This is a genomic window from Nocardia sp. NPDC020380, assembly GCF_044386975.1.
Taxonomy (GTDB): Bacteria; Actinomycetota; Actinomycetes; order Mycobacteriales; family Mycobacteriaceae; genus Nocardia.
Genome location: NZ_JBIRVQ010000002.1, coordinates 301,172 through 323,026, shown reverse-complemented (window position 1 = coordinate 323,026; position 21,855 = coordinate 301,172). Strand labels below are relative to the sequence as shown.

Annotated in this window: 16 protein-coding genes; 1 reads left to right on the top strand and 15 read right to left on the bottom strand. The window is 69.5% G+C overall.

Annotated features, from left to right (window positions below; genetic code table 11):
- Positions 1-19: 19 nt before the first annotated feature.
- From ACH438_RS05055 to ACH438_RS04995, 13 genes are all read right to left on the bottom strand, one after another.
- Positions 20-415 carry a DUF4913 domain-containing protein gene (locus ACH438_RS05055; RefSeq protein WP_397001374.1) on the bottom strand — a complete coding sequence of 132 codons (396 nt, stop codon included), beginning with the start codon at positions 413-415 and terminating at the stop codon, positions 20-22.
- Positions 412-2,292 carry a type IV secretory system conjugative DNA transfer family protein gene (locus tag ACH438_RS05050; protein WP_397001372.1) on the bottom strand — a complete coding sequence of 627 codons (1,881 nt, stop codon included), beginning with the start codon at positions 2,290-2,292 and terminating at the stop codon, positions 412-414. The genes ACH438_RS05055 and ACH438_RS05050 overlap by 4 nt, the downstream gene beginning before the upstream one ends.
- 37 nt (positions 2,293-2,329) lie before the next feature.
- The gene (locus ACH438_RS05045; protein ID WP_397001370.1) at positions 2,330-2,878 is read right to left on the bottom strand and encodes a hypothetical protein; all 549 of its coding nucleotides are present in this window, start codon (positions 2,876-2,878) and stop codon (positions 2,330-2,332) included.
- A gap of 143 nt (positions 2,879-3,021) precedes the next feature.
- Positions 3,022-3,330 (bottom strand): transposase, encoded by a 309-nt coding sequence (locus tag ACH438_RS05040; RefSeq protein ID WP_397001368.1) that lies wholly within the window; start codon positions 3,328-3,330, stop codon positions 3,022-3,024.
- Positions 3,327-8,561: a hypothetical protein gene (locus ACH438_RS05035; protein ID WP_397001366.1), complete on the bottom strand. Its 5,235-nt coding sequence runs from the start codon at positions 8,559-8,561 to the stop codon at positions 3,327-3,329. The genes ACH438_RS05040 and ACH438_RS05035 overlap by 4 nt, the downstream gene beginning before the upstream one ends.
- A 6-nt stretch (positions 8,562-8,567) precedes the next feature.
- Positions 8,568-10,058, bottom strand: a complete 1,491-nt coding sequence (locus ACH438_RS05030) for an SCO6880 family protein (protein ID WP_397001364.1) — start codon at positions 10,056-10,058, stop codon at positions 8,568-8,570.
- Positions 10,055-11,569, bottom strand: a complete 1,515-nt coding sequence (locus ACH438_RS05025; RefSeq protein ID WP_397001362.1) for a hypothetical protein — start codon at positions 11,567-11,569, stop codon at positions 10,055-10,057. The genes ACH438_RS05030 and ACH438_RS05025 overlap by 4 nt, the downstream gene beginning before the upstream one ends.
- Positions 11,570-11,631: 62 nt before the next feature.
- The gene (locus tag ACH438_RS05020; RefSeq protein WP_397001360.1) at positions 11,632-12,462 is read right to left on the bottom strand and encodes a hypothetical protein; all 831 of its coding nucleotides are present in this window, start codon (positions 12,460-12,462) and stop codon (positions 11,632-11,634) included.
- Positions 12,463-12,515: 53 nt separating this feature from the next.
- The gene (locus ACH438_RS05015; protein WP_397001358.1) at positions 12,516-12,788 is read right to left on the bottom strand and encodes a hypothetical protein; all 273 of its coding nucleotides are present in this window, start codon (positions 12,786-12,788) and stop codon (positions 12,516-12,518) included.
- Positions 12,788-13,078, bottom strand: a complete 291-nt coding sequence (locus ACH438_RS05010) for a hypothetical protein (protein ID WP_397001356.1) — start codon at positions 13,076-13,078, stop codon at positions 12,788-12,790. Before ACH438_RS05010 ends, ACH438_RS05015 begins: the two co-directional genes overlap by 1 nt.
- A gap of 189 nt (positions 13,079-13,267) precedes the next feature.
- Positions 13,268-13,927, bottom strand: a complete 660-nt coding sequence (locus ACH438_RS05005) for a hypothetical protein (protein WP_397001354.1) — start codon at positions 13,925-13,927, stop codon at positions 13,268-13,270.
- Positions 13,924-14,799 carry a MinD/ParA family protein gene (locus ACH438_RS05000; protein WP_397001352.1) on the bottom strand — a complete coding sequence of 292 codons (876 nt, stop codon included), beginning with the start codon at positions 14,797-14,799 and terminating at the stop codon, positions 13,924-13,926. Before ACH438_RS05000 ends, ACH438_RS05005 begins: the two co-directional genes overlap by 4 nt.
- 17 nt (positions 14,800-14,816) lie before the next feature.
- The gene (locus tag ACH438_RS04995; protein ID WP_397001350.1) at positions 14,817-15,632 is read right to left on the bottom strand and encodes a hypothetical protein; all 816 of its coding nucleotides are present in this window, start codon (positions 15,630-15,632) and stop codon (positions 14,817-14,819) included.
- 297 nt (positions 15,633-15,929) lie between these two features.
- Between ACH438_RS04995 and ACH438_RS04990 the strand changes: the two genes are divergently transcribed.
- The gene (locus tag ACH438_RS04990; RefSeq protein ID WP_397001348.1) at positions 15,930-16,691 is read left to right on the top strand and encodes a 3-hydroxyacyl-CoA dehydrogenase; all 762 of its coding nucleotides are present in this window, start codon (positions 15,930-15,932) and stop codon (positions 16,689-16,691) included.
- 95 nt (positions 16,692-16,786) lie between these two features.
- Here ACH438_RS04990 and ACH438_RS04985 read toward each other — a convergent pair whose 3' ends face one another.
- Both ACH438_RS04985 and ACH438_RS04980 read right to left on the bottom strand, forming a co-directional pair.
- Complete coding sequence (locus ACH438_RS04985; RefSeq protein WP_397001346.1) at positions 16,787-18,136, bottom strand: lipase family protein; 1,350 nt, start codon at positions 18,134-18,136, stop codon at positions 16,787-16,789.
- A gap of 19 nt (positions 18,137-18,155) precedes the next feature.
- Positions 18,156-21,422 (bottom strand): LuxR C-terminal-related transcriptional regulator, encoded by a 3,267-nt coding sequence (locus ACH438_RS04980; RefSeq protein WP_397001344.1) that lies wholly within the window; start codon positions 21,420-21,422, stop codon positions 18,156-18,158.
- Between the last annotated feature and the right edge of the window lie 433 nt (positions 21,423-21,855).

The following is a 21,855-nucleotide window of genomic DNA, read 5'->3' as shown; positions in this document are numbered from 1 at the left end:
AGCCCGGGAGCCTCGCGTTTCAGCTCCGGAATTCTCCGGCCGGATCCCCGTAGGGGTCACTGAACAGTCCGTGCTGCGGCGACTTCAACGGTAGCGGCGTCAGCATGTCCTTGTGCCCGTTGCGGACACTGCAGTACTTGAACGGACCCTTGGGGTCGAACAGCTTCGCCATGTGCGGGTCCGCGTGATCCAGAAACCAAACGCTCAGACCGGTTTTGCCGTCGTGGCGGTAGTGTTCCCACGCCCGCCACATGGCATCCAGCCGGGCCACGGCCTCCGCGTGCTTCCACCATTCGGGGCACCACACGGTGTCGCTGATATCGGTCACCTGACGCCGGTACACCAGACTCAGGTAGTTCTCCACGAACTCCACCACGCTGGTGTAGACCATCGGTTGTTGCTGCTGCTCACTCACAGCGGCCGGACCTCCTCGATTGTTCCAGCGTCGTTATATGTGCCGGACGGCTTGTCGAACGTGATGCGCTCGTTGACGAGATCACTCATCTCGGTCCGCTTGTACGGGGCCGGATCGTGCGCGTTGATCGACTTCTCCACTGCCGCAGCGTATTCGCCCTCCCACCACGGTACGGTGCGGATCAGCACCGGCGGGGTGGCGGAGGAGAACACGATGGCGCGGCCGCGGGGCAGGGAGACGAGCGCGTTCACGCTGAAGGTCTTCGAGGAGCCGAGCGAGCGCGAATAGCTCTTGCCGCCCTTGGATTCCGACACCGACTGCGAGATCGAGTCGTATTCGCCGATGGCTTCGGAGCGGTCCTGCAGGAACTTCATATCGTCGACGCCGCTGCCCAGCACCTTGATATTCGCTGCCGCCCAGAGGGCTTCCATGCCGTCCACACCCCAGCAGCGGGCGCCCTGGGTCCAGGACTGGAGCACGGTCATGACGACGATGCCGCGAGATCCGAAGTGGCTGTAGTGCTTCGGCAGATCCTTCCAGCGCACCACGTTCGCCGCCTCGTCCAGGACGGCCAGCAGCGGAATGGGCAAACGGCCCTTGGGCGATTGCGACGCCTTGCGGATCGAGACATCGATGACGGCCTCGATGAACGCGCTCACCAGCGGGCCGGCCGAACCACGGCCCTCCAGGGACAGCAGGTACAGGGTGCCGTTGCGCTCGATGAAGTCCAGTTCGTCGAACTGGACGCGGCCACTCTCACCGGTGCGCGGCGGGGTGACCCACGGGTGCACGGTGGTGAGCTTGAGGCAGCGGATCATCTTCTTCGCGGTGCCGAAAATGCCGCTCACCGTACGCGGATCGACGTTGTACTGCTGCGCGAGCCCGGAGGCCACGAAGTGGTAGCCGCCGCGCAGTTCGCTCGGGACATCCTCGGCGCGGCGCAGGATTTCGACCGGTTCGGTGTCGAGGGGATTGGTGACCCAGTCCCAGACCTGAGTGATCGGGAAGTTGCCGACCGCGGCGGCGAGGAACAGAGCGGCCAGCAGATCCTCGGCCTCCTGCTCGAAGTACGAGTCGGTGGAACCGCCGCTCGCATTGCCGTCCATACCATCGGCGAAATGCCCGGCCAGGCTCGCGGCGCGCGCGTCGTAGCCTTCGCGGCGCGGATTCACCCAGTCCAGCGGATCCCAGTACCAGGTCGGCGCCTCACCGGCGACGCCCTGCGGGTCGAAGACGAAGGTGCGGCTGCCTTTCTGCTCGCGGACATCGCGGGTGGCGTCGACGACGTCGCGCTTGTTCGAGGTGGCCAGCACCGGACCGATGGCGGACAGGATCGCCGGGATCACCCGGGAGGTGGTCTTACCCTGCCGGGGTCCCCAGATGTCGACCTGCAGGTCTTCGTAGGAGCCGTAAAGTGGCGTCCCGTCCGCGACCGAGACGCCGATGGGTACGCCGGGCATGTCCTCGCGGCCCAGCCGCATGCCGATCTGGGCAGCCTTCTCGCGGGCGCCGTCCTCGGTGAGGCGTTTGATGGCGCCGCCGCTGCCCATGTAATCGGCCTTGTCGTCCACGGCTAGTCGGCCCTTGCCCGCGCGCTTCTTCAGCTCGCGGCGGACCATCATCCACGCGATGCCCGCGAGCACGATGAGGATCACGATGAAGGTGGACGCGGCCGGCCAGTGCAGATTCCCCTTGGCCATATTGATGCTGATGGCGATCGGATTGATCGGCAGCGTCTGACGCGGGGAGGACAGCAGATTGCCCAGCTGGACCGAGACCCACAGTGTTCCGAAGAACGCGAAAGCCGCGTAGATGAGGTGCAGGGTGGTGTCCGGACCCGGATCGGCCGGGTCCTTCACCGGGGGTTTCTTCGCCATCTCTAGCCTCCTGGGATGACCTGTGTGTCGTTGCCGCTCAACGGAATTCGTCCAGCAGCCAGCTGCCGTTGACGTGCACGACAGTGGCCACGACCGTGGTCGGCGGCAACGGTGCACGTTTGCCGTCCGGGTATACGACCGTCTGCTCGATACCGATCTTGTACTGCTGCCGATTCGCGTCCGAGCCGGGCGCTTTCTCGCCGGATGCGAACGCGAATGCCTCCACGTGCGCGTTCGCCTTACCCCAATCGGCCCATTGCACTGTCGGTCTCGGTGTCTCCGTGACGCTGGGTGGTGCATCCAGTGTACGGATCAGGGTGGGACCCAGCCATTTCCGGGCACGCGCGAGCGAGGCGCCCTGATTCTCGGTGGCGGGATACCAGGTGTAGATCGCGCCCAAGGCCGCGACCGCGACACCGTCGGGGGTGGTGGGATCCGGGGCGGGGGCATTCTCCAGCAAGCGCGTGGTGGATGTGGGCGACTGACCGGCATCCTGATTCGAGCCGCTGCTACTGCTGCCGCCACATGCGGTGGCCAGCATCGCGACGCTCACCACCAGCATCACCACCTGGATCGCAGGTTTCACCGCCGGAGCCGTACCGTGCGGTCCGCGCCGGCGGCGCAGCCCGGGACCACCCCTCCAGGCTAGTCGCTGCAGCCGGTATCGGGGCCATGCCAGCGGTTTTCCCGGACCGGCGTGTTCGGTGTGGTCAGTTTCGTGACCCGGCCTCATGTGGCGCGCTTGGCGTCGTTGAGGGTTTCCACCAGGCTACGGTTCATTTCGGCGGCGGCGGCCAGCTGCTGTTGCAGCAATGCCACCTTGCGCCGCAGGGCGATGGCGTCCATGCGTTCCAGGCCCGGGCTTTCCGCGGCGCGGACCCAGTTGCGCACCGAATTGGTGTGCACGCCAATCTGATCGGCGACCACGCGGCACGCCTCGGATTCCGAGCGCATCTTCGCGGTCAGTGAGATGACCTGTTCCACCGCGGCCTGCCGGACCTCCGGCGAGACTCTGCGGTACGACCGATGCGGCATCATGCGGCGCTCCCCTCGTCCGTGCCGCGGCGGGCCGTGGTCTCGGTGAATTCGCTGAAACGCTGGTTGGTGTCGTGGATTCCGCTCTCCTTCTCCGAGGGCGTGAACTCCATATGGAACGGGATTCCCGGGCGCCGGTCCTCACCGATCTTCAGCAGGAACTTACCGGTTCCCGGCGCGGGCGGGCGCTGTTGTCCGGGTTTGAGCGCCTCACCGGTGAGGGCCTGCGGTGCGGACCAGCTGGTCACCATCTCCTCCTCCGCGGAGGTGAACGGGATCGTGGAATCGAGGCGCTGGATCTCCTCGGCCGGCAGCGCGCCGAAGATCTTGGCGCGGGCGCGTTCCAGGAAGCCGAGCGCCTTGGCGATGGCCGCCTCGGAACCCAGCGACTGGAGGTCCTTGATGGTGTGACTGATCATGATCAGCGAGGTGGCGATGCCGCGCTGCAGTCGGGTGAGCTCGTCCACGCGGTCGACCATGAAGTCGCCGAGACCGAGGACCTGCCACAACTCGTCCATGACCACCTGGAAGTAGCGCTGCGGGCCGAGATTCGCGTCCGCCAGCACGTGCGCGGCCTCCACCGAGGCGAAACCGTCGGCCCAGCAGGCCAGCATGACGGCGGCCTTCAGCTTCTTGTCGCCCTGCGGGATATGTGAAACGTCGATGCACACCGCAGTGGCGGCGGTGTCGATGGGAGTCGTGGTGTGGCCGTTGAAGACCGCGCCGAACGGGCCCTGGGTGAGGGCGCGCAAGGAGCGGCGCAGGCCCTTGATGGCGTTCTGGAATTCCTCCGAATTGTCGGCGCCGGCGTCGAGTTGCAGTTCGTCGCCGCCCGCGACCACGACGGTGAGCAGATCCTCCAGGATAGGCGGGTGATCCGGGGTGAAGCCGCTGCCGTCGCGGTAGAGGATGCGCAGGCCGGTGGCGATGAGGGTTTCCTCGAAGTCGCGGACGCGGGCGCCACGCACCAGTTCCACCAGACCGGCCACCAGGGTGACCTGGCGGGCGCGGAGCTCCTGGACCACCTGGACCTGCAGCTCGGGCATATCGTCGAGCAGCGGCACGATGGAACCGAGCACGCCGGCGGCGAGCGGATTCAGTTTGCCGTGGCCGTAACCCAGGTCGATGACCTGACCGCCGACCAGCTCCACCAGTTTGCGGTAGTCGGGCTTGACGTCGGCGAGGATCAGCGGCGTGATGCCCTGTGCGACACCGCCGAGGACGATGCGGCGCACCAGCGAGGATTTACCGAAACCATTGAGGCCCAGCACGAAAAGGCTCGGCGCGGTGATGAAGCTGCCGCGCATGAACCAGTTCATCGGGTCGAAGCACACCGGCGCACCCGTGTGCAGATGCGAGCCGAGCGGTGTACCGATCAGCGGCGCACCCGCGCCGACCGACCACGGCCACAACCCCGCCACCTGCGCCGTAGTGGCGCGATACTCGACAGGCCGCCCGACGACGTTCATCCGCCCGCCGCCCGCACCGATGTAACCGCGATCGGTGAGTTGCGCTGTCGTACGGTCGAATTCGTCGAAGCTCCCGTACTCCATGCGCTCCGCACGCGCCGCGAAGTTCCGCCGTCGCAGATCATCCGTGTGCAACCGGAAGGTGGCCCAGGCCGCCCGCAGCCCGTTCCCCTCCCGAGCGGTGACCTCGAACCGAGCCCGCGCCGCATCATCCAGCAGCTTCGGCCCCGGCTGCTTCTTCCGCGCGGCCTGCCGCCGCGCCGCGGCCTTCTTCGAAGCCTCCCGATCGGCGACCTTGTCCCGCTTCCCCCCACGCTTCCCGCCCCGAGCCTGCACTTCTTCCCGCTCACCCCGCACAGACCGACTCCGAACCCGCTCCCCCGGCTCACCTTCGGCCCTGCGCCGGCTACGCCCGGCCGCCGAGCCGCGCACGCCCGCATTCAGCCGCCCGCCGTCACCACCGCGCACCCGGCCGTCAGATCCCTTCCCCCGCTGCCCTTCTCGCGCAGCGCCACCCGCACGCCGTTCCCGCCGAGGATCCTCCCCCTCGACATGCTGATACGGCGCCCGCCGCGCCCTTTCCCCTTCCCGCCGCTCCCGAACGACCTCGCCCTCGAGAAGCGCCTGGCCGAGATCGGCGTCAGCGCCGGGCAGTTCACGCCGAGCATCCAACTCCGCACCACGCCGCCCGCGCGGGAGATCCCCGTCGGCGCCACGACGATCATGGCCGAGGTCGGCTTCGGGACCGCGACTCTCACGACCGAGGTCCATCTCGGCGCTACGACGCTCGCGAACCGGATCCCCCTCGGCGCCACGACGCTCGCGAACAAGATCGGCTTCGGCAGTGCGGCGCGTGCGGGCGACGTCTCCGTCAGCGCCGCGACGCTCGCGCCGCGGTTCACCCTCGGCGCCACGACGCTCGCGTTCCGGTTCGCTGTCGGGGCTGCGGCGGACACGGCCGCCCTCCCCTTCACCTCGACGCACGCGAGCGAGGTCCTGCGCGCCCTCACGACGCGCACGAGCGAGGTCCCCACCCGTGCCGCGGTAATCCTCGCCGAGATCACCCGCCGCAGCGCGGTACTCGCGGGCGACATCCTCGGCGCCGTGCGATCCGAGCCTCGGATCCGGCTGTGCGGGCCGGCGCTGTCCGCGGCCCGGATCGCCACCGGCAGGCCGGCGCGCGCGTCCACCCTCGACCTCCGCCCGGTGGCGTTCGCGGCCGGCAGCCCCGCCGCGTCGCTCGGCCTCGAGTTCAGGCCTCGCACTGTGATTTTCGTGATCGACATCGGCCTCAGCGGCTCGGCGCGCGCCCCCGCGCTCGGCCTCGGCCTGCCGGCGCTTGCGCCCGGCAGCATCGCGGCCACCGTGCCGGTCGCCGTCGAGGCCGCCACTCGCACCGGAGTTTTCGCGATCGGCCTCCGCCTCCGCGGCCCGCCGCCCGCGCCCGAAGACCCCGGCGATCCGACCGCCACGACGACGCTCCTCGGACGGCGCAGCCTCACCCCCCGGCACGCCGGTCTCCCCGAGCCGCGCCAATTCCCTACCGGCAGTCCCGCGCTCGCCGCCCTCGGCCGCCATGCGCGTGCGTTCTCGGTCCATGAGTTCCCCTTCGCCCCGTTCCGCCCCGCGCGGCCGTTCACCGCCAGGCCCGGCACGCCGCACCTGCTTACGGTCCTCCGACCCGCCCGGACGTTCCCGGCGCGCCCGCACCGCCCCACCCGCAGGAGCCGCCGCATCGGGCTGCTCGCCGAGATCCCAAGTCAGAGCGGCCTGCAGCGCATCAGCACTGGACACAGACTCCCCGGCCACTTCGTAACCGGCGACCGCATCGACGCCGAGAGCCTGCCCCGGAACGGATTCAGCCGGCGTGGCACTCCCCCGCCCGGCCTCCAGCTCGAGCATGCCTTGCGCACTCGGCCGCTGCTTCGCATTCTCGGAGCCCACTGCGCCGGAGTTGGCGGCAGCAGCCGAATCGGCCTCCGGCACTTCGGCACTTCGACCAGGGCGCACCTCGCGCTGCGCCGTCTCAGCCGACGACTCCACACCGACGCCGGCAGCTGCTACAGCGTCAGGGCCTGCGTGCTCATCGCCGCTTCCTGCGGGATGGCGGCCCCCTACGGCAACGGCCGCCTCGACGAACGATTCGGCGCCCGGCTCGGATTGCCCACGGCGGGAAGTGGTCTCTACCTCGAAAGTCGAAGCAATATCGGCGGAGTCGGCTGCGGGCGCTCCGGCACTTCGACCGGCGCGCGCACTCGATGAGGCTGCGGCCGGATCGGCAATCGCCGGGCTCTGCTCGGACTGCGCACGGTGCACGTCGGATTCGGGCTGCACACCCGCGGCGGACTTCCGGGCGCGCTCCGCTAGGTATGCCTCGCGCTGCGGCATCTCGGCCGACGACTCCTCGCCGACGCCCATGGCGGTGTCAGGGTCGGTGTGTTCGCCGGTGCTTCGTGCGGCACGACCGGTCGGCGCGCCTTCGGCCGGTTCCGCGTGGTCGGGGTGCGGCACACCGGATTCGGGGCGCGGGCGCGCGGACTTGCGGGCGCGTTCGGCGATGTAGGCCTCGCGGACTGCGGCTTCCGAATCGTCCAGGGCGGCGCCGCGTTTGCGGGCGTCCTCGGCCATCTCGGCGGCGGTGCGGCGGGGGGCCGGGGCGCCGGGGCGGGATGGGATGTGCGGTTCGTCGGCTGAGGGTTGGGTGGCTCGGGAGCGGGTTGCCCCGGCGGAGGTCGATGCGCGGCCGGAACGAGGGGTGGCCGGATCACGTTGTGCGGATGCCGGATCGGCGTCGGGGACGATGCGGTTCCGTGCGCCGCGCGGGGCGGGCGACGGTTCATCGGTGGTTTCCCGGGCAGCGGGGCGGCGGCGGGGTTCGGGGTCGGTGGATCGGCGGGAGAGCTTCCTGGCGCGCTCGGCTATGAAGGCCTCGCGGCGGGCGGACTCCGAATCAGCCGGTGGCACAGCATCATCCGGCTGCGTCGGCTCGTTCCACTCGTGGGGGGCGGACTCTTCCGCGGGCCGGGCGGTGTCGCGCTGCGGTCGCCGGGCTTCGCCGGGGTCTGGGAGGGAGGGTGCTTGCGCCTCGCCGCCGGACTGCCGAGCGCCGCGAGTGGCGCCTTCACCGGAGCCGGTGTCGCCGGAGCGGGAAGGGCTGCGGCGCTCGATGACCGGCTCGGGTTCGAGCGCGGGGATGGCGTGGGCGCCGGTCGTGCCGTAGCGGCTCGATGCGTCGGCTCCGGCGGGCTGCGTAGCCGTGGCGAATGCGCCCGTGTCGTATGCGGCGGCCGGCATAGTGCCTTCGGCGGCGGGTGCGCCGTACGTCGATGCGGGAGAGGCGCCTTCGACGCCGGGTGCGCCGTACGTGGGTGCGGGAGAGGCGCCTTCGGCGGCGGGTACGTCGTACGTGGGTGCGGGCGCGGCAAGTTCAGCGACGGCCGGATCGATGTCAGGGCGCGCGGGGGACCCCGGGTTGGGGGCTTCGGGGGCGGTCGCGGCTTCGGCGCGGGCCGCTTGGGCTTGGGCTTCTACGTCCGCGGCGTAGTCGATGGGGGGGTCGCGGCGGAGCATGCGGCGGTCGGGGAGGGTGCCGCGGCGGGGGCGGTGTTCGTCGCGGACGACGCGGGAGGCCGGGGGTTGGACCGGGTCCGGGTCGGGGGTGCGGCTGGTGGGCGCCTCCGGGGCGGCGTCGCGGCGGCTGCCGCGACGCGTGGCCGGGGGCGCTGAATCCCGTTCGCGCACTGGTGGTTCGAAGTCACGAGCCATGGACGGTCACCCCGCGAGTGCTTTCGGAATGGTGGCGTGCTCCGGCAGGATCACCCCGCAGCCGAGCGAGGCCGCGAAGGCCGCCGCCTGGTAGCGGTAACACCGCCGGATCTTGAGTCGCGCCTGGGTGGACAGGTCGCGGGTGATGGCTTCGATGCGCGGCAGATCGCCGCGCAGGGGTTCGGTGATGGTCACCAGCGCCCCGAAGCGGGTCACACCGTGACCCCGGGCCTGCTCTTCACGTGCCTGCTGGGTGGCGCCCACGCGCAGCGTGGCGGAGGCGGAGACGACGCCGCGTTCACTCTGCTGGGCGACCAGCGCGTTCTTGTAGTCGTCGTCCACGATCTGGGCGGCGTCGCCGGCCGAGTGCGGCCGGTACACGATGGCGATGCGCTTGCGCGGCACTTCGGGATTCGGCGCGAGCAGCCGCTGCAGCACGCGCTCGTCCACCGCGCCCTCGGGGGCGGTGTCCATCTCCCAGGTGACCGAACGCCCGCCGTCGTGAATGAAGTGGTCCCAGCGTTCTTCGTGCGAGACCGGCCCGGCGTCGGCCCAATCCAGGCCGTGCCCACCGGGTTCGCCCGACGCCACTTCCAGATCCGCCTGCGCGGCCGGGTCGTAGCTGCGCCGGATGAAGGAGATGACCTCATCGGCCGACATGGGCTGCGCGCGAACACCGGCCTCCGCCAAGGCCGCACAGATGCCCGGCAGCCGGCGGCCGATCTCGACCGCCTCCTCCGCGGGATTCTTGCGGCGTTCGGCGGTGGTGGCCTTGAAGGTGATGGCCACGCGCGGCAGCAACTGCACGCGTTCCTGCGGCAGTTCGGTCGCCAGCTCGTACATCACCTGCTGCGCCAGATCGGGCGCCTCGGGCCGGGTGATGGTGGAAACCTCGGTGAGCAAACGGTTTCCGGTCTCCGGCACGGTGTCGATGACCGGCACCACGGCGACGATGTCGGAGGTCTGCCCGAGCGAGGCGAGGAAGGTGCCCCAGGCCGCCACCCACCGGTCGATGACCGGCTGGTCGACGGCCTCGTGCCCCTGCGGCCAAGCACGCAATACCACTGTGTACTGGCCGAATTGGGGTAGGTGGATCATGCCGAAGGTGTACCCACCGGCATCGATGCCCTCGTAGAGCCGCGAGGGCGCCATCAGCCCGGGCAGCCGGGTGACGCCACCGGGTACCCGGCTGAACCGGCCGCCCCGGTACACGTGCTCGCCCTTGCTGCGGCCGCGCAACCAATGGAACATCATCAATCCGTTCTCGTAGCCGGAGCGGCCCCCTGTCCGCCACACCAGTGGAACCATCACGACCAGACCGATGCCGGCGACGAACAGCGCGGGCATGGGCCCGGCGATGAGCGCCGTCAGCAGCGCGGTGATCACCACCGCGAATCCGACCACGGTCTCACCCCAGCGCAGGCCGAAAAGTCCTGCGCTGCGGGGTTTGTTCCACAGTCCGTACGAGCGGCGCTCGTAGGTGTCGGTCACGGTCATCGCGGGATGGTGCTCCTGCCCAGGTCGGGTGAACGGTTGGTCCAGCGATCACCGGCCACGTCGCCCATGGCGTCGTCGGCCTTGCTCAGCCCTGCTGTCGCGGCCCGCACCTGGGCGACTCGATTCGCGACTCGGGACGCGCCTGACGGTACTGCGCCGGAACCGCCTCCGCCCGCAGGACTCGCGGCAGCGGGCGCGCCGCCTCCGCCGCCGGGTCGTGGCGGCGGTACCGGACGGCCACCACCACCGCCGCCACCGGGCCCGCCGCCGCCACCGGGCCCGCCGGCGCCGCCGGGTGGGCGCCGGCCGCCGCGGCCGCCGGGTCCGACGAAGCCGGGCGCCGCCGCCGCGGCCCGCGGCACCACCGCACGCGAACCGACCGCACCGAGGGCGGCGATACCGACCAAGGTGCCGGTGGTCGCGGCCAGACCGGAACCACCACTACCGACGATGGCGACCGCCGGGGTGACCAGTCGCATGAGCGCCGGCAGCACGAAGGCCGTGCTGCACAACAGCACCAGCGCGACCAGCATGCGCTGCGCCTGATCCGCATCCGGCAGCGTCGCACTGCCCGTCAGGTCGTCGGTGTTGCCCGCGGTCACGAACGCGATCATGTAGACGATGGCGGCCACGGGTTTCCACAGCATGAAGGCGATGATCCAGCCCAGCAGCTTGGGATACGACTGCTTACCCGTATTGGTCCCGGAGGCCGCCGCGGCCAGCGGCAGCACGCCCGCCGCCACCACCAGCAACCCCTGCCGCACGATGGCCAGCACGATCTGCGCCAGCGCCCCGAGCAACCCGACGATGGCGATGATCAGCACCAGACCCGGCGAGAACGCCTGCAGCTTGGAGGTTTTCACCATCAGTTCGGCGAGGTTCTTGGCGTCGCCGTGGGTGGAGTCGCTGATGATCCATTCGGAGAACTTGTCCGAGGCCTGGGTGCCGGCCACGATCACCGCACCCAGCATCCAGGAACTGAAGATCACTCTCGCGAACATGTGGAACGACTCCACGGCCTCACTGACCGCGGCTCCCCGGCGCGCTTGCGCGAGTCTCATGCCGGAGAGGATCACCGAGACCATCAACAGGAGTATCTGCGCTTGATACGTATAGTCGTTGATCTTCGTGAACAGCGCTCCGGCGTCGCTGACCCGTTCGTTGGGCACCTTCATCCAGAAGGTGAGCGCCAGGATCAGGGCCTCGCCGAGGCCGTTCATGAGGGAGTCGACGACCTTGCCGAAGGTGGAGTCCCACGCCTTGTCGCGTATGGCGGCGGCGGCGTCACCCGGGTGGGTGGCGACATTGCCGGCCTTGCACGCGGCGGAGGCGGCGTCGCCGAGCGAGACGCCCGGTATGCCGAGACCGTCGAGGGAGTCGTGTAATTCGTTGCACGCCTGGTCGAAACCGTAGGTCTGCCCGTACGCCACCGTGGGGGTGGCGATCATGACGGTGAACACGACCGCGAAGATCGTGAAGATTCGTCGCAGCAGATGATTGCGCCTCAGCATGTGGTCCACCTTTCGATGGGTCGCAATGCCACGTTCTTCAGAGGTTGCGGTGGGCGAGCTGGTCACCATTTCGTCCACCCCGCAAGCGAATCCACGTAATCCGTCTGCGGCACCTTCGATTCCGACGGCTTGAGCCGCCAATCGCCGGCGTCCCACACCATGATCAGCCGGACGGCTGCCCACAGTTGCCGGTTGTCGACAATGGGTCCGCGTGCGGCGAGCCGCACGATCGCCATGTCATCGGCATAGTTCTCGATCTGGAAGGCGTCCGGCGCCACCAGGTACCGGGTCACCCTCTCGGGCTGCTGTTTCGGTAGCCGTTGATCCGCCAGCGCCTGGTCGTAGAGGCTGACCTCCTGCGCGGAGACCCGGACCTGCCGCACGTACAGTTCGCGGTCGGCCGGTCGGGCGTTGAGCCGATAGGTGATCTGTGCTGCCGCGATCGCCGCGCCCTGGGGCGTGTGCGAATAGCCGACGGCCAGACCGTCTTCCAAGCGTGCGGGGCCGTCGGAGGTGGAGAAGGGCACCGATGCGCCGAACACCCGCTGCCAGCCGTGCGGATCGGCGGTGCCGGCCGGGGCGGCCGTCAGCCAATCGTTGTCGGTGGACTTCTTCTGCTTGGTCGGGTCCTGCGGCAGTGGTTGCCCCGCAGGGTTGTTGGGGATGTCGACCCGGCGGCCGAACAGGTCCACCTCGGGCGCGGCGAAGCCGGTGGCATTCGCGTTCATCGAAGTCGACGGTGTCCCATCGCCTTTCGCGGTCGACGGGGAAGAGGAGCTGTCGCGCCCGAAGTACACCACGGCGCCGACGACGACGATCAATGCCACGACGGCCGCCGAGGCGATGACACCGAACGAGACGCCGCCGCGCTCGGACGGCTCCTTCTCGCTCATGCGTTCGCCTCCGAAGTGTGTGTGCCATTGGACAATTCAGTTACCACACGCCCTTATGCGGGCAGCAGGGCCAGTGCGATGCCGCTGGCCGAGGACGCCATGATCGCGCCCACCAGGCTCATCACCACCCCGTGCGTCGCGTCGTTGGCTGCCAGGTCATCGCGGAACGCGTACCAGAGTCTGCCCGCGGCCAGGATCATCCAAGCCAGGCAGAACAGCAGTACGCACCACAGCAGCCAGTCGATCAGCTGCATGAGCGGCCGGAGTACATCGGCCGGCATCTGCTTGTAGGCCAGCACGGTGGCCTGTGCCAGGGCGGCGGACATCAGCCGATCACTGCGTTCATGATCGTGCCCGCACTGGTCGCGATGATTCCACCGATCATGGCTCCCGCCACCATCTTCGGCGACTCCAAACCGCCTCCCGTCCACTTCTCCCACGCGAAGCGGCCGCCCGCGTAGGTGATACCCAGAACTCCCGACAACAGAACGAACCAAGTGAAGTAACGAACCAGCTTGAGTAGCTTGTCCGACGCGGGTGGCGCCTCGGGGGTCGGATTACCGACCTGGGCGAGGATCTGGCTGTACGCGTCGTGTACGGCGAGGATCATGCTCATTGTCTGTCCTTCTCCAAAAGCGAACTGCTAGTAACAATCTCGCCGATCACCGATCCTGCCGTCCAACCGGTCCCGGCCGACCCTTCGATCGAAGGTCCTAGCGGTTCCGCCTGCCCGGGTTCTCCGGCCAGCACGGAGTGAACCGGGGAACACGTTCGCGCACAAAGCATTCCACGAGACACCATGTGATCACTCCTCCAGGTCCGCGCGGTCGTCCTCGTCGCGGGCCGCGTCCAGGGCATCCTGGACCGCCGCCACGATGCCGGCGCCCAGTTCCCGGACGTCGGCCGTGATCTCTTCCAGCGGATCGGATTTACGTTTGCGCGGCTGCGGCACCGGATCACCCGGCGACCACACCGGAAGCTGGTCGGGTTCGACCAGCGTCCACTCCTCGTGCCACGGGACCTGCCACACCTGGCCCGCCAGCGAACCGACGACATCGCGGTAGCGGCGGATCTCGGCCGGAATCCGGCCGGGACGCGCCGCCACCGTGATCAGTCCCAGCACCTCGCACGGTCCTGCCAGACCGGCGTGATGCTGACGCAGGAGATCATGGGCGCGGGTCAATCCCGCGATCGTCTCGCGGGCCACCAGCACCACGAACGGGGATTCCCGATCGAAGACGCCGGGCCAGCGGCGATAGGAGTCGGCGGTGGGTGCGAGCACGTGCGCGAGGGTGCTGACGCCGGTCCCGCCGTGCACCCCGAGCAGCCACACCAGTGGTGCGCGTCCGCCGCCGGGTACGGGGCGGTCCCAGATGGGTGCTCGACGGGTTTCCGGCGGCGGCACCACACCGGCCGCCAGGGCGGCTTCGGACGGGGTTCGGCGTTCCTTCATGGCTGCGGTCATGATGCCACTCCAGCAAGCAGGCGGCGATATGCCCGGCGTGTCTCGGCGGCCAGGTTGCTGTGCCGCACCAACTCTCCCCGAGCGAGGTGCGGATCATAGGGTATCTCATTGATATCCCGGACCCAGCCGTCCATATGCTCCCGCAAATGATCAGCGATCCGAGAATCGGTGCCCGGCAACTGATGTGACACGACAATTGTCGTGTCACCTACGATGCCGCCGCCCTGCCCTTCACCCGGCGCGCCGAACTGATCATCGAGCCACTCCAGGGTGACCCGCAAGCGATTCGCCGCGTCGGCGCGCGCCGGAATGGCAAGCACCAGAGCGATATCCCCGTCCTCGAGCAAAGGCCGCAGGTGACGGCTGGCAATGGGATTCCCGCCGTCGTAAACGGGGGTATACCCGGCATCGGTGACACCGCGCGCGACCGTCAGATACGTGGCCCGGCGGCGCAGCGGCGCGGGATCGCGCCACAGCAAGCCGATTCCGGAGGTTGCCTGGGACAGGCATTCCTTGAGCGGTGCGGGCTCACCGTCGCCGCGGCCATAGAGCCAGGCCTGCAGGCTGATCGGGCTCAGATGTTCGTCGGCGCCACGTAAGGCCAGGTCACTGCCCGCGAAAGTGGCGTCCACGGCAACGGTTTGCGCGCCGGCCGCTCCGATCTCACCCGCGATGCCCAGAGCCGTCGTCGTGGTTCCGGCGCCGCCGCAACCACCCACCACCATGATCGGACGCTGCGCCGGGCCGACCTCACCGGACTCGCCGCGGCGTTTGCGGAACCGCACCACCGGAGCCTTGGAACGCGCGGCACGGCTCGACGATTCGCCCTCCTCGGGCACCTCGTCGAGCCAGCGGCTCCAGTCCTGATCCATCGTCTCAGCTCTCCCTCTTATCCCGCCGGGCTGCCCGCGGCGGGGATATGGTCGCCGATCGCCACGGTGGCCGTCATTTCGTTGTACGCCGCCAGGCGATAGCTCGGACCGGAACCGGCATGCCCCTCGAGTGTGCCGGTGGATTGCGAAGTGCCGCCGTGGTTGTTGAGCACATACAGGGCAACCCCACCGGCAACCGCTAGCAAAAGGATGGCAATGATCAGGAAGGCCATGGCGAAAAGCCTTTTGGCCGTGGACCGGTCGTGCGGCGCCAACTCACTGTCGGCGACCGCGTCCAGCAACTCCGACGCGCGGTCGGTGGGCCGATCGGCCTGGCCGGCAGGCCGATCGCGGTCCTCCGCGGGCCGTTTACGCTGCCCAGCCGGTCGTTTGCGCGGCTCCGCCGTTCGATCGCGTGACTCCGCCGGCCGATTGTGCGTTACAACAAGTTGTTCGGCTTCGACGTCGTCGCCGGTTTCGTCGTGCTCGCCGGGGAACTCCACCACCGTGGCGTCGCGGTAGCGCAGTCTCGGTGTGTAGGAGGCGGACTCGCGATCGGACATCCAATCCGACCAGGCACCGTTGAAATGACCGCGCCGCAGCACCGCATCGGGTACCGGCGGGATGTCGAGCTCGGGCTCGAGCTCTTCCTCGGGAATGTAATGGGGATAACCCGACTGGCCGCCGTCCGCGTCGAACACGGTGTCGCTGTGCGCCTGTGCGGGCCCGGCCTCGTCACCGGCGGGCTCCAGCGCCGGGTACCAGCGCGACACTTTTTTGTACGACTTCAACATTGCCGTGGCATTCGCGGCGCCGGGCACGTCGCTCTGCATCGTCGGACCCTCTCGGCGGTCGGTTCGTAGCGGACGGTGTTGTCGTCGGTGTTCGGAACAGCAGCCCGCCGTCACCGCGTCGCCGAGCGCGCCGCAGTCCGGACGGTCCCGATCGAAAATTCTCTCCCATCGGCGGGATTCCAACGACTCGACGCGCCGCGCGACACACCTGTGAATCCGCGCGCGTACGCGATACCAGCCGGTCGGCGCGGGGTTGCACGCCACACCGAGGGGTCCCTCTTTCGTCCGGGCGTATGAGAACCTACATTAACTAGAACACGTTCTATTGGAGGTCTTGTGAAGACAGCTGACATCGCCGCGGTCGTGACCGGCGGCGCCTCGGGCCTCGGCCTGGCCACCGTGAAGGAGCTGCACTCGGCGGGCGCGAAGGTCGTTATCCTCGACCTTCCTTCATCGCAGGGCAAGGCGGTGGCCGAGGAACTCGGTGAGCGCGTGGCCTTCTCGCCCGGCGACGTGACCAGTGAGGCCGACGTGAGCGCCGCGCTCGATGCCGCCCAGGCGCTCGGCACCCTGCGAATCACGGTGAACTGCGCCGGAATCGGCAATGCGGTGAAGACCGTCGGCAAGCAGGGCGCGTTCCCGCTGGAGTCCTTCACCAAGATCATCAACGTTAACCTGATCGGAACATTCAATGTCATCCGCCTGGCGGCGGAACGCATCTCGGCCACCGAGGACGCGGACGGCGAGCGCGGCGTCATCGTGAACACCGCCTCGGTCGCGGCCTTCGACGGGCAGATCGGGCAGGCCGCCTACTCGGCCTCCAAGGGCGGCATCGTCGGCCTGACCCTGCCGGTCGCGCGCGACCTGGCCTCGTACAAGATTCGCGTGGTGACCATCGCGCCCGGCCTGTTCCACACGCCGCTGTTCGCGACCCTCCCGGACGCCGCCATCCAGGCGCTGGGCGCGCAGGTGCCGCACCCGTCCCGGCTCGGCGATCCCGCCGAATACGCCGCGCTGGTGCGGCATATCGTGGAGAACCCGATGCTGAACGGCGAGACCATCCGCCTCGACGGCGCGATCCGCATGGCGCCGCGCTGATTCGGAATTGCTCTCGCGGGCGCTCGCCACTTGTGGTGGGCGCCCGCGGTTCCGGGGTGACACCCAGGTGCCGGGAGCGGGAAGCCGGGCCGGTATCAGACAATCCGCGCGGCCTGCTCCTTATCTCCGCTGTTCCAGGCGTCTTTCGTCTTCTCCGGGCGCTCCCGGATCGGCAGGCCCGCGACCGCTCGCACCAGCACGCGGGCCAGCGCCAGATAGCCGCGCACCGCGGACGCCGACAAGGTCAGGGACAGCACGGTTTCCGTGGTGTCCGGCGGCAGCGGGCGATCGGCGAACCGGTCCCCCAGCCAGTTCTCCAGCAGCGGCGCGGCCAGCAGCGCGAGGGAGATATGGCCACCGATCAGATCCCGTACATAACGGACAGGAGTGCCGGCGGCGCGGTAGCGATCGATCAGCCGATCCACATTGCCGACCGGGATGACCAGATCGTGCACGCCCTGCACGGCCAGCACCGGGAACGCCGGCGGATGGTCGCCCGGCTGGATATCGGCCAGCACGGCCCGCACCTCCGGCGCCGTGCGCAGGATCGCGAGGGCCGTGCCATCCGTATCGTCGAGGCGAGAACCCGCGCCGCGCAGCAACAATGGGATCGTCGTCGAGGTCTCCGCACGATCCAGCAGGGCCAGTGAGGCCGAATCCAGGTGCGCGCGCAGACTGCGATCCAGATCCGGATACGCGCGCCGCAACCCCGCCAGGCACAGGGTGGCCAGGCCGCCGAAGCTGGAACCGTTGAGCCGGAAGAACGTCGACTCCAGGTCACCCACCGGGGAACCGACCACGGCCGCGAGAATGTTCAGCTCCGGTGCGTAGGTCGCGGCGCATTCCGCCGCCCAGACCGTGGCCAGGCCACCACCGGAGTAGCCCCACAATGCCACCGGCGTATCGCGGGGACGGCCCAGCAGATCCAAGGTCGCGCGCAAACCGTCCAAGGTGCGGTAACCGGGTTCCCGCGGCGAACCGAAATGCCCCGCGGTGCCCACATGATCGGGCACCGAGACCGCCCAGCCCCGGGTCAGCGCATGCTCGATGAGCAGCAACTCCAGCTGCGGCACCGAGCCGAGCGCCCGCGCGCCCTTGCGGAAAGCGTACGAGGGCAGGCAGTTCGAGGCGACCGCGTCGATCGCGCACTGGAACGACACGATCGGCCGCGGCAGCGCCGGATCCGCGCCCCAGGGCAGCAGCACCGTCGTGACCGTGGCCTCCGCACGGCCATTCATATCGGTGCTGCGATACAGCAGCTGCCGCGCGTCCACCCGCTGCCGGATCAGCCCCAGCAGCCCGAGCTCCACCGGCCGCGAGCGTAATACGGTCCCCGGCGCGGACCGCGCCATGTTCCGTGGCGCCCGATAGAACGGATCCGGTTCCGGGAGCATCGGTTCCGGCGGACGCTCCGCCGCCCCGTCCTCCCCCGCGCCCACATTCATGCCGAACCCCTTCCGATGATCACCCGACCGCGGTATGCGTGGTCCCCTCGCTCCTGGCGAGCAGCGCGAACCGCAACTCGCTCCGCCGCGACACCGCCAGCTTCCGATACACCCGAGTCAGGTGCTGCTCCACCGTGCTCGTGGTGATATCCAGCGCCTCGGCGATATCCCGATTCCGATTCCCTTGCGCGGCAAGCTCGGCCACCCGCCGCTCCGCCGGACTGAGCGGGTCGCCCGTCGGAGCGGGCGGGCGCACTGCCAAGGATCCGGTGGAGAACTTGCCGGGCAGTGCAACGGGCAGATCACCCGGCGCGGAACCGAATCCCGATCCCGGACTCCCGCCGAACCCGCCGACCGCGTTCCCTGACCGCCCGCCCGCCCCGGCCGCCCGCCCGTCCGGCGCACCGGTTCGACCATCCGGAATCCCCGGCAACCGCCCACTCGTGGCTCCGGCCTGATCTCGAGAAGTCCCCGGCAGCCACTCGTCCATGGTTCCCGCCCGACCATCGGATGCCCCCGGCAGCCAGTCGCCCGTGGTTCCTGCCCGACCATCGGGCGTCCCCGGCAGCCGGTCGCCGGTTGCATCAGGCTGACCATCGGCATCACCAGGCAACCATCCGTCCGTCAGGTCTTCCCGGCCATCGGGTACCTCTGGCAACCACCCGCCCGGCCCGCCTGACCGACCGTCATGTGTCCTCGGCAGCCATTCGTCGGCCGTGCCCGATTGGCCGTCAGGTGTCTTCGGCTGCGTTCCGCCCGTCGCCGTGCCGGCCGGACTGTTCGGGGCTCCCGGCAGTCGCTCGGCCGGAGTCGCCCGGCCGTCGGCCCTCGTGAACCGGCTACCGGTCGAACTCACCTGGCCACCAGGTCTTTCGGGCCGTCCGGGCACGGCCGCGGGCCGACCCCGATCGGGAACACCCGGTCGGCCATCAATGGTCGCGGCAGAGTCGGCACGTCCGCCGCTCGGATTCTCCTGACCGCCAGCGCTTTCCGGCCATCCCGCCGCTGCCGCCGACCGGCCGGCCACAGTTCTCGCCGCATTGACCGGCATATCTGGCCGACCGGCGGTAATTCCTGCTTGATCGCTGGTTATTGCGGGCCGGGCTCCCATGACGGGGCCTTGGCCGGCTGCCGGATATAGGCCGGGCCGGTGCTGGGCGCCGTTGGCGGGCAGGCGTTTCCGGACCGCTGCCGAATCGGAGGCATTGGCCAGGCGGGTGGCCTCGCGGAGTAGCGGGCGGGCGCGGTCCATGTCGCCGATGGCGCGGTAGGCGGTGCCGAGATCGGCCAGGACCAAGGCCAATTCGATCCGATCCACGCCGGAGCGGGCGATGGTTACCGCGCGGCGGAGGAGCGGGACCCGGCGGTGGGGCTCGCTGGTGGCCGCCAGCAGGCGGAGGGAGACCGCGCCGGTTTGGTGATGTTCGGCGCGGCCGATGAGGTCCAGGTGGCGGGTCGCGAAGGTCTGGGCCTGCCAGTGGCGGCCCGCCCAGAGGGACGCGGCCGCGAGCTCATTGCGCCACGGCACCAGCCAGGCGAAATCGAGACCCCACTCCTGCATGAGGCGACCGCAGCGCCGGAAATGCCCGAGCGCCTCCTCGACTCGGCCGGTCGCCAGGCAATGCCGGCCGTGCGCGGTCAAATACAGGAGAGCGAACCGCGATTCGAACATGGCCCGCGGGATCGGCCGCTCCAACTGCGCGGCCGCCTCCGCATGCTTCCCCTGCCCGGTGAGCGCGAGCACCAGCACCGCGATCGGCCGCCCGACCCACACCCCCAACTGCTCGGCAGGCAACACATTCAATGCCAGCACCGCATGCTCCGCGGCCCCGACCAAATCCCCCTTGCGCAGCAATGCCTCCGCCCGCGCCGCCGCGAAAATCGACTGCCACGCCGGCGCATTCCGCGCCGTAGCCTCCGCCAGCAACGAGGCGCACCAAGCATCCGCGGTATCGAGCCGATCGCAATACATCAAGCAATCCACCGCCGCCACCAGCGGCTCCACCGTAGTCAACGTCAACCGCTGCCGAGCCAGCAACCGCTGCGCCCCCGCCGCAATCTCATCGAGATCCCCACCGATCCCCCTGGACGCATACGACCCACCCGAAACTCGCTGCACCCCAGCCATTTCCGTGGCAGGAGGACAAGCCGAATCCTGCACGGACACCGCGGACGAGCCACCGTCCACAGCGGGCGCACAGAGCGCCGCCAGCAGCAGACCGGCCTGGCTGTGCGGAGACTCCTGTTGCCCCACAGCTTCTTCCGACGTCAAGTCGGCCGCGGCAACCAGACTCGGATGCCGCTGGACATGCCCCGGATGGGTATACCGAAGCCACGAGACAAGAAACCCGAGGCGCGCCGCATGCCCGGCCGCATCATCGGCACGGGCCGGCGAACCAGCCACGCGGGCAACGGCTTCCGCCGCTCGACCGGGCGAGCCGGCCGCGATCTCACCCGCGCGGACCGACCTGTCCGCCGCACGACCAGCACCGCCCGGATCCGGAATTGAACCATCGGCAGCGCGAGCGGAACCGTCCGCACCGTTCGCTCCGGAAAGAGGATCGTTCGCGCCGGCAGCGGCGCCGTCCGCACCGTTCACGCCGGGGGCGGCGCCGTCCGCACCACCCATCGATCCGGTTGCCGCACCACCGTGTGCGGATGTGCCGGCACCGCGGGCGGAGATGCCGGCCGCGCGATCGAGGCGGGCGAGAGCGTGATCGGCGTGCAGCCCGTATCCGTGCCACAACATGTGCAGCACCGTGCCCGGTAGGTCGGCCTGCGGCACACGGCCGGTCCTCAGGGCCGCCTTGAGCCGCCCGAAATTACGCGTGCGACTGGACGGATTGATCCGCCACTCCACCGAAACGAGCCGCGTCGCAATGGCGGCCCGCTCATCGGCCCGCCGCGCCGCCCGATAGGCCAAGTCCAGACATCGCCCCGCCCGCTCGAGTTCGTCCCCCGCCAATGCGTCATCCGCAGCAGCGACCAGCACCCGTGCCGCCCAGGATCCCCGCGCCCCACCAGCCTCGAGCAAATGCGTAGCGACCACTCCCGCGGGAAATCCCCCGTGGTGCAACAACTCCGCAGCCCGCCCGTGCAGCCCGCGATACTCGGCCTCCGACATCTCACCCAGCACCCGCCCCGTCACCACCTGCGAGGCCCGCCCCACCGCATCGATCAACCCCGACTCCGCGAGATCGGCCATGGCAGTGCGTATCTCCGCCACCGGCACATCCAGCAGCGCCGCCACCCGGCCCGTGGTCGCGGTCCCACCCAGCACCGCCACCGCCCGCAGACTCCGTAGTCGAACCCCCGCCGCCCCCTGCCGCCCGCCCCGGCGCATATCGGGACGGAGCGGTGCGGATTCAGCGGGTGGGTGTAGGTCGGGGTGGGGCGTGGGCTCTGTCTGAGCCGTGGGTGGCAGGTCGGTGGGGGCCGCTACCCCGCCGGCCGGTCGTGGCTGCGCGGCCGGGACTGCGCGCAGGTCTTCCACGATCGATGGTTGTTGTCGGTCCCGAGCGACCGCATGCCGCATCTCCCATCCCTTCAGCAATCGGTCCCGGCTGAGGGGTGGCACGGCGAGCTTCGGTGTGCTGGAGCGGCAACATTGCAGCATGAGCGCGGGGGCGCCCGGTTCAGCCGGGGCACAGCGGGTTCCGGGGCCGCCGGTTGTGCAATCCCCCTGCGTGGCCGGCGGGCCCGGATGAAACTTCCTGCCG

Excerpts from the sequence above, each read along its gene's own strand:
- ACH438_RS05050 (WP_397001372.1), bottom strand. The coding sequence starts at position 2,292 with ATGGCGAAGAAACCCCCGGTGAAGGACCCGGCCGATCCGGGTCCGGAC.
- ACH438_RS05040 (WP_397001368.1), bottom strand. The coding sequence starts at position 3,330 with ATGATGCCGCATCGGTCGTACCGCAGAGTCTCGCCGGAGGTCCGGCAG.
- ACH438_RS05035 (WP_397001366.1), bottom strand. The coding sequence starts at position 8,561 with ATGGCTCGTGACTTCGAACCACCAGTGCGCGAACGGGATTCAGCGCCC.
- ACH438_RS05030 (WP_397001364.1), bottom strand. The coding sequence starts at position 10,058 with ATGACCGTGACCGACACCTACGAGCGCCGCTCGTACGGACTGTGGAAC.
- ACH438_RS05025 (WP_397001362.1), bottom strand. The coding sequence starts at position 11,569 with ATGCTGAGGCGCAATCATCTGCTGCGACGAATCTTCACGATCTTCGCG.
- ACH438_RS05020 (WP_397001360.1), bottom strand. The coding sequence starts at position 12,462 with ATGAGCGAGAAGGAGCCGTCCGAGCGCGGCGGCGTCTCGTTCGGTGTC.
- ACH438_RS05015 (WP_397001358.1), bottom strand. The coding sequence starts at position 12,788 with ATGTCCGCCGCCCTGGCACAGGCCACCGTGCTGGCCTACAAGCAGATG.
- ACH438_RS05010 (WP_397001356.1), bottom strand. The coding sequence starts at position 13,078 with ATGAGCATGATCCTCGCCGTACACGACGCGTACAGCCAGATCCTCGCC.
- ACH438_RS05005 (WP_397001354.1), bottom strand. The coding sequence starts at position 13,927 with ATGACCGCAGCCATGAAGGAACGCCGAACCCCGTCCGAAGCCGCCCTG.
- ACH438_RS05000 (WP_397001352.1), bottom strand. The coding sequence starts at position 14,799 with ATGGATCAGGACTGGAGCCGCTGGCTCGACGAGGTGCCCGAGGAGGGC.
- ACH438_RS04995 (WP_397001350.1), bottom strand. The coding sequence starts at position 15,632 with ATGCAGAGCGACGTGCCCGGCGCCGCGAATGCCACGGCAATGTTGAAG.
- ACH438_RS04985 (WP_397001346.1), bottom strand. The coding sequence starts at position 18,136 with ATGAATGTGGGCGCGGGGGAGGACGGGGCGGCGGAGCGTCCGCCGGAA.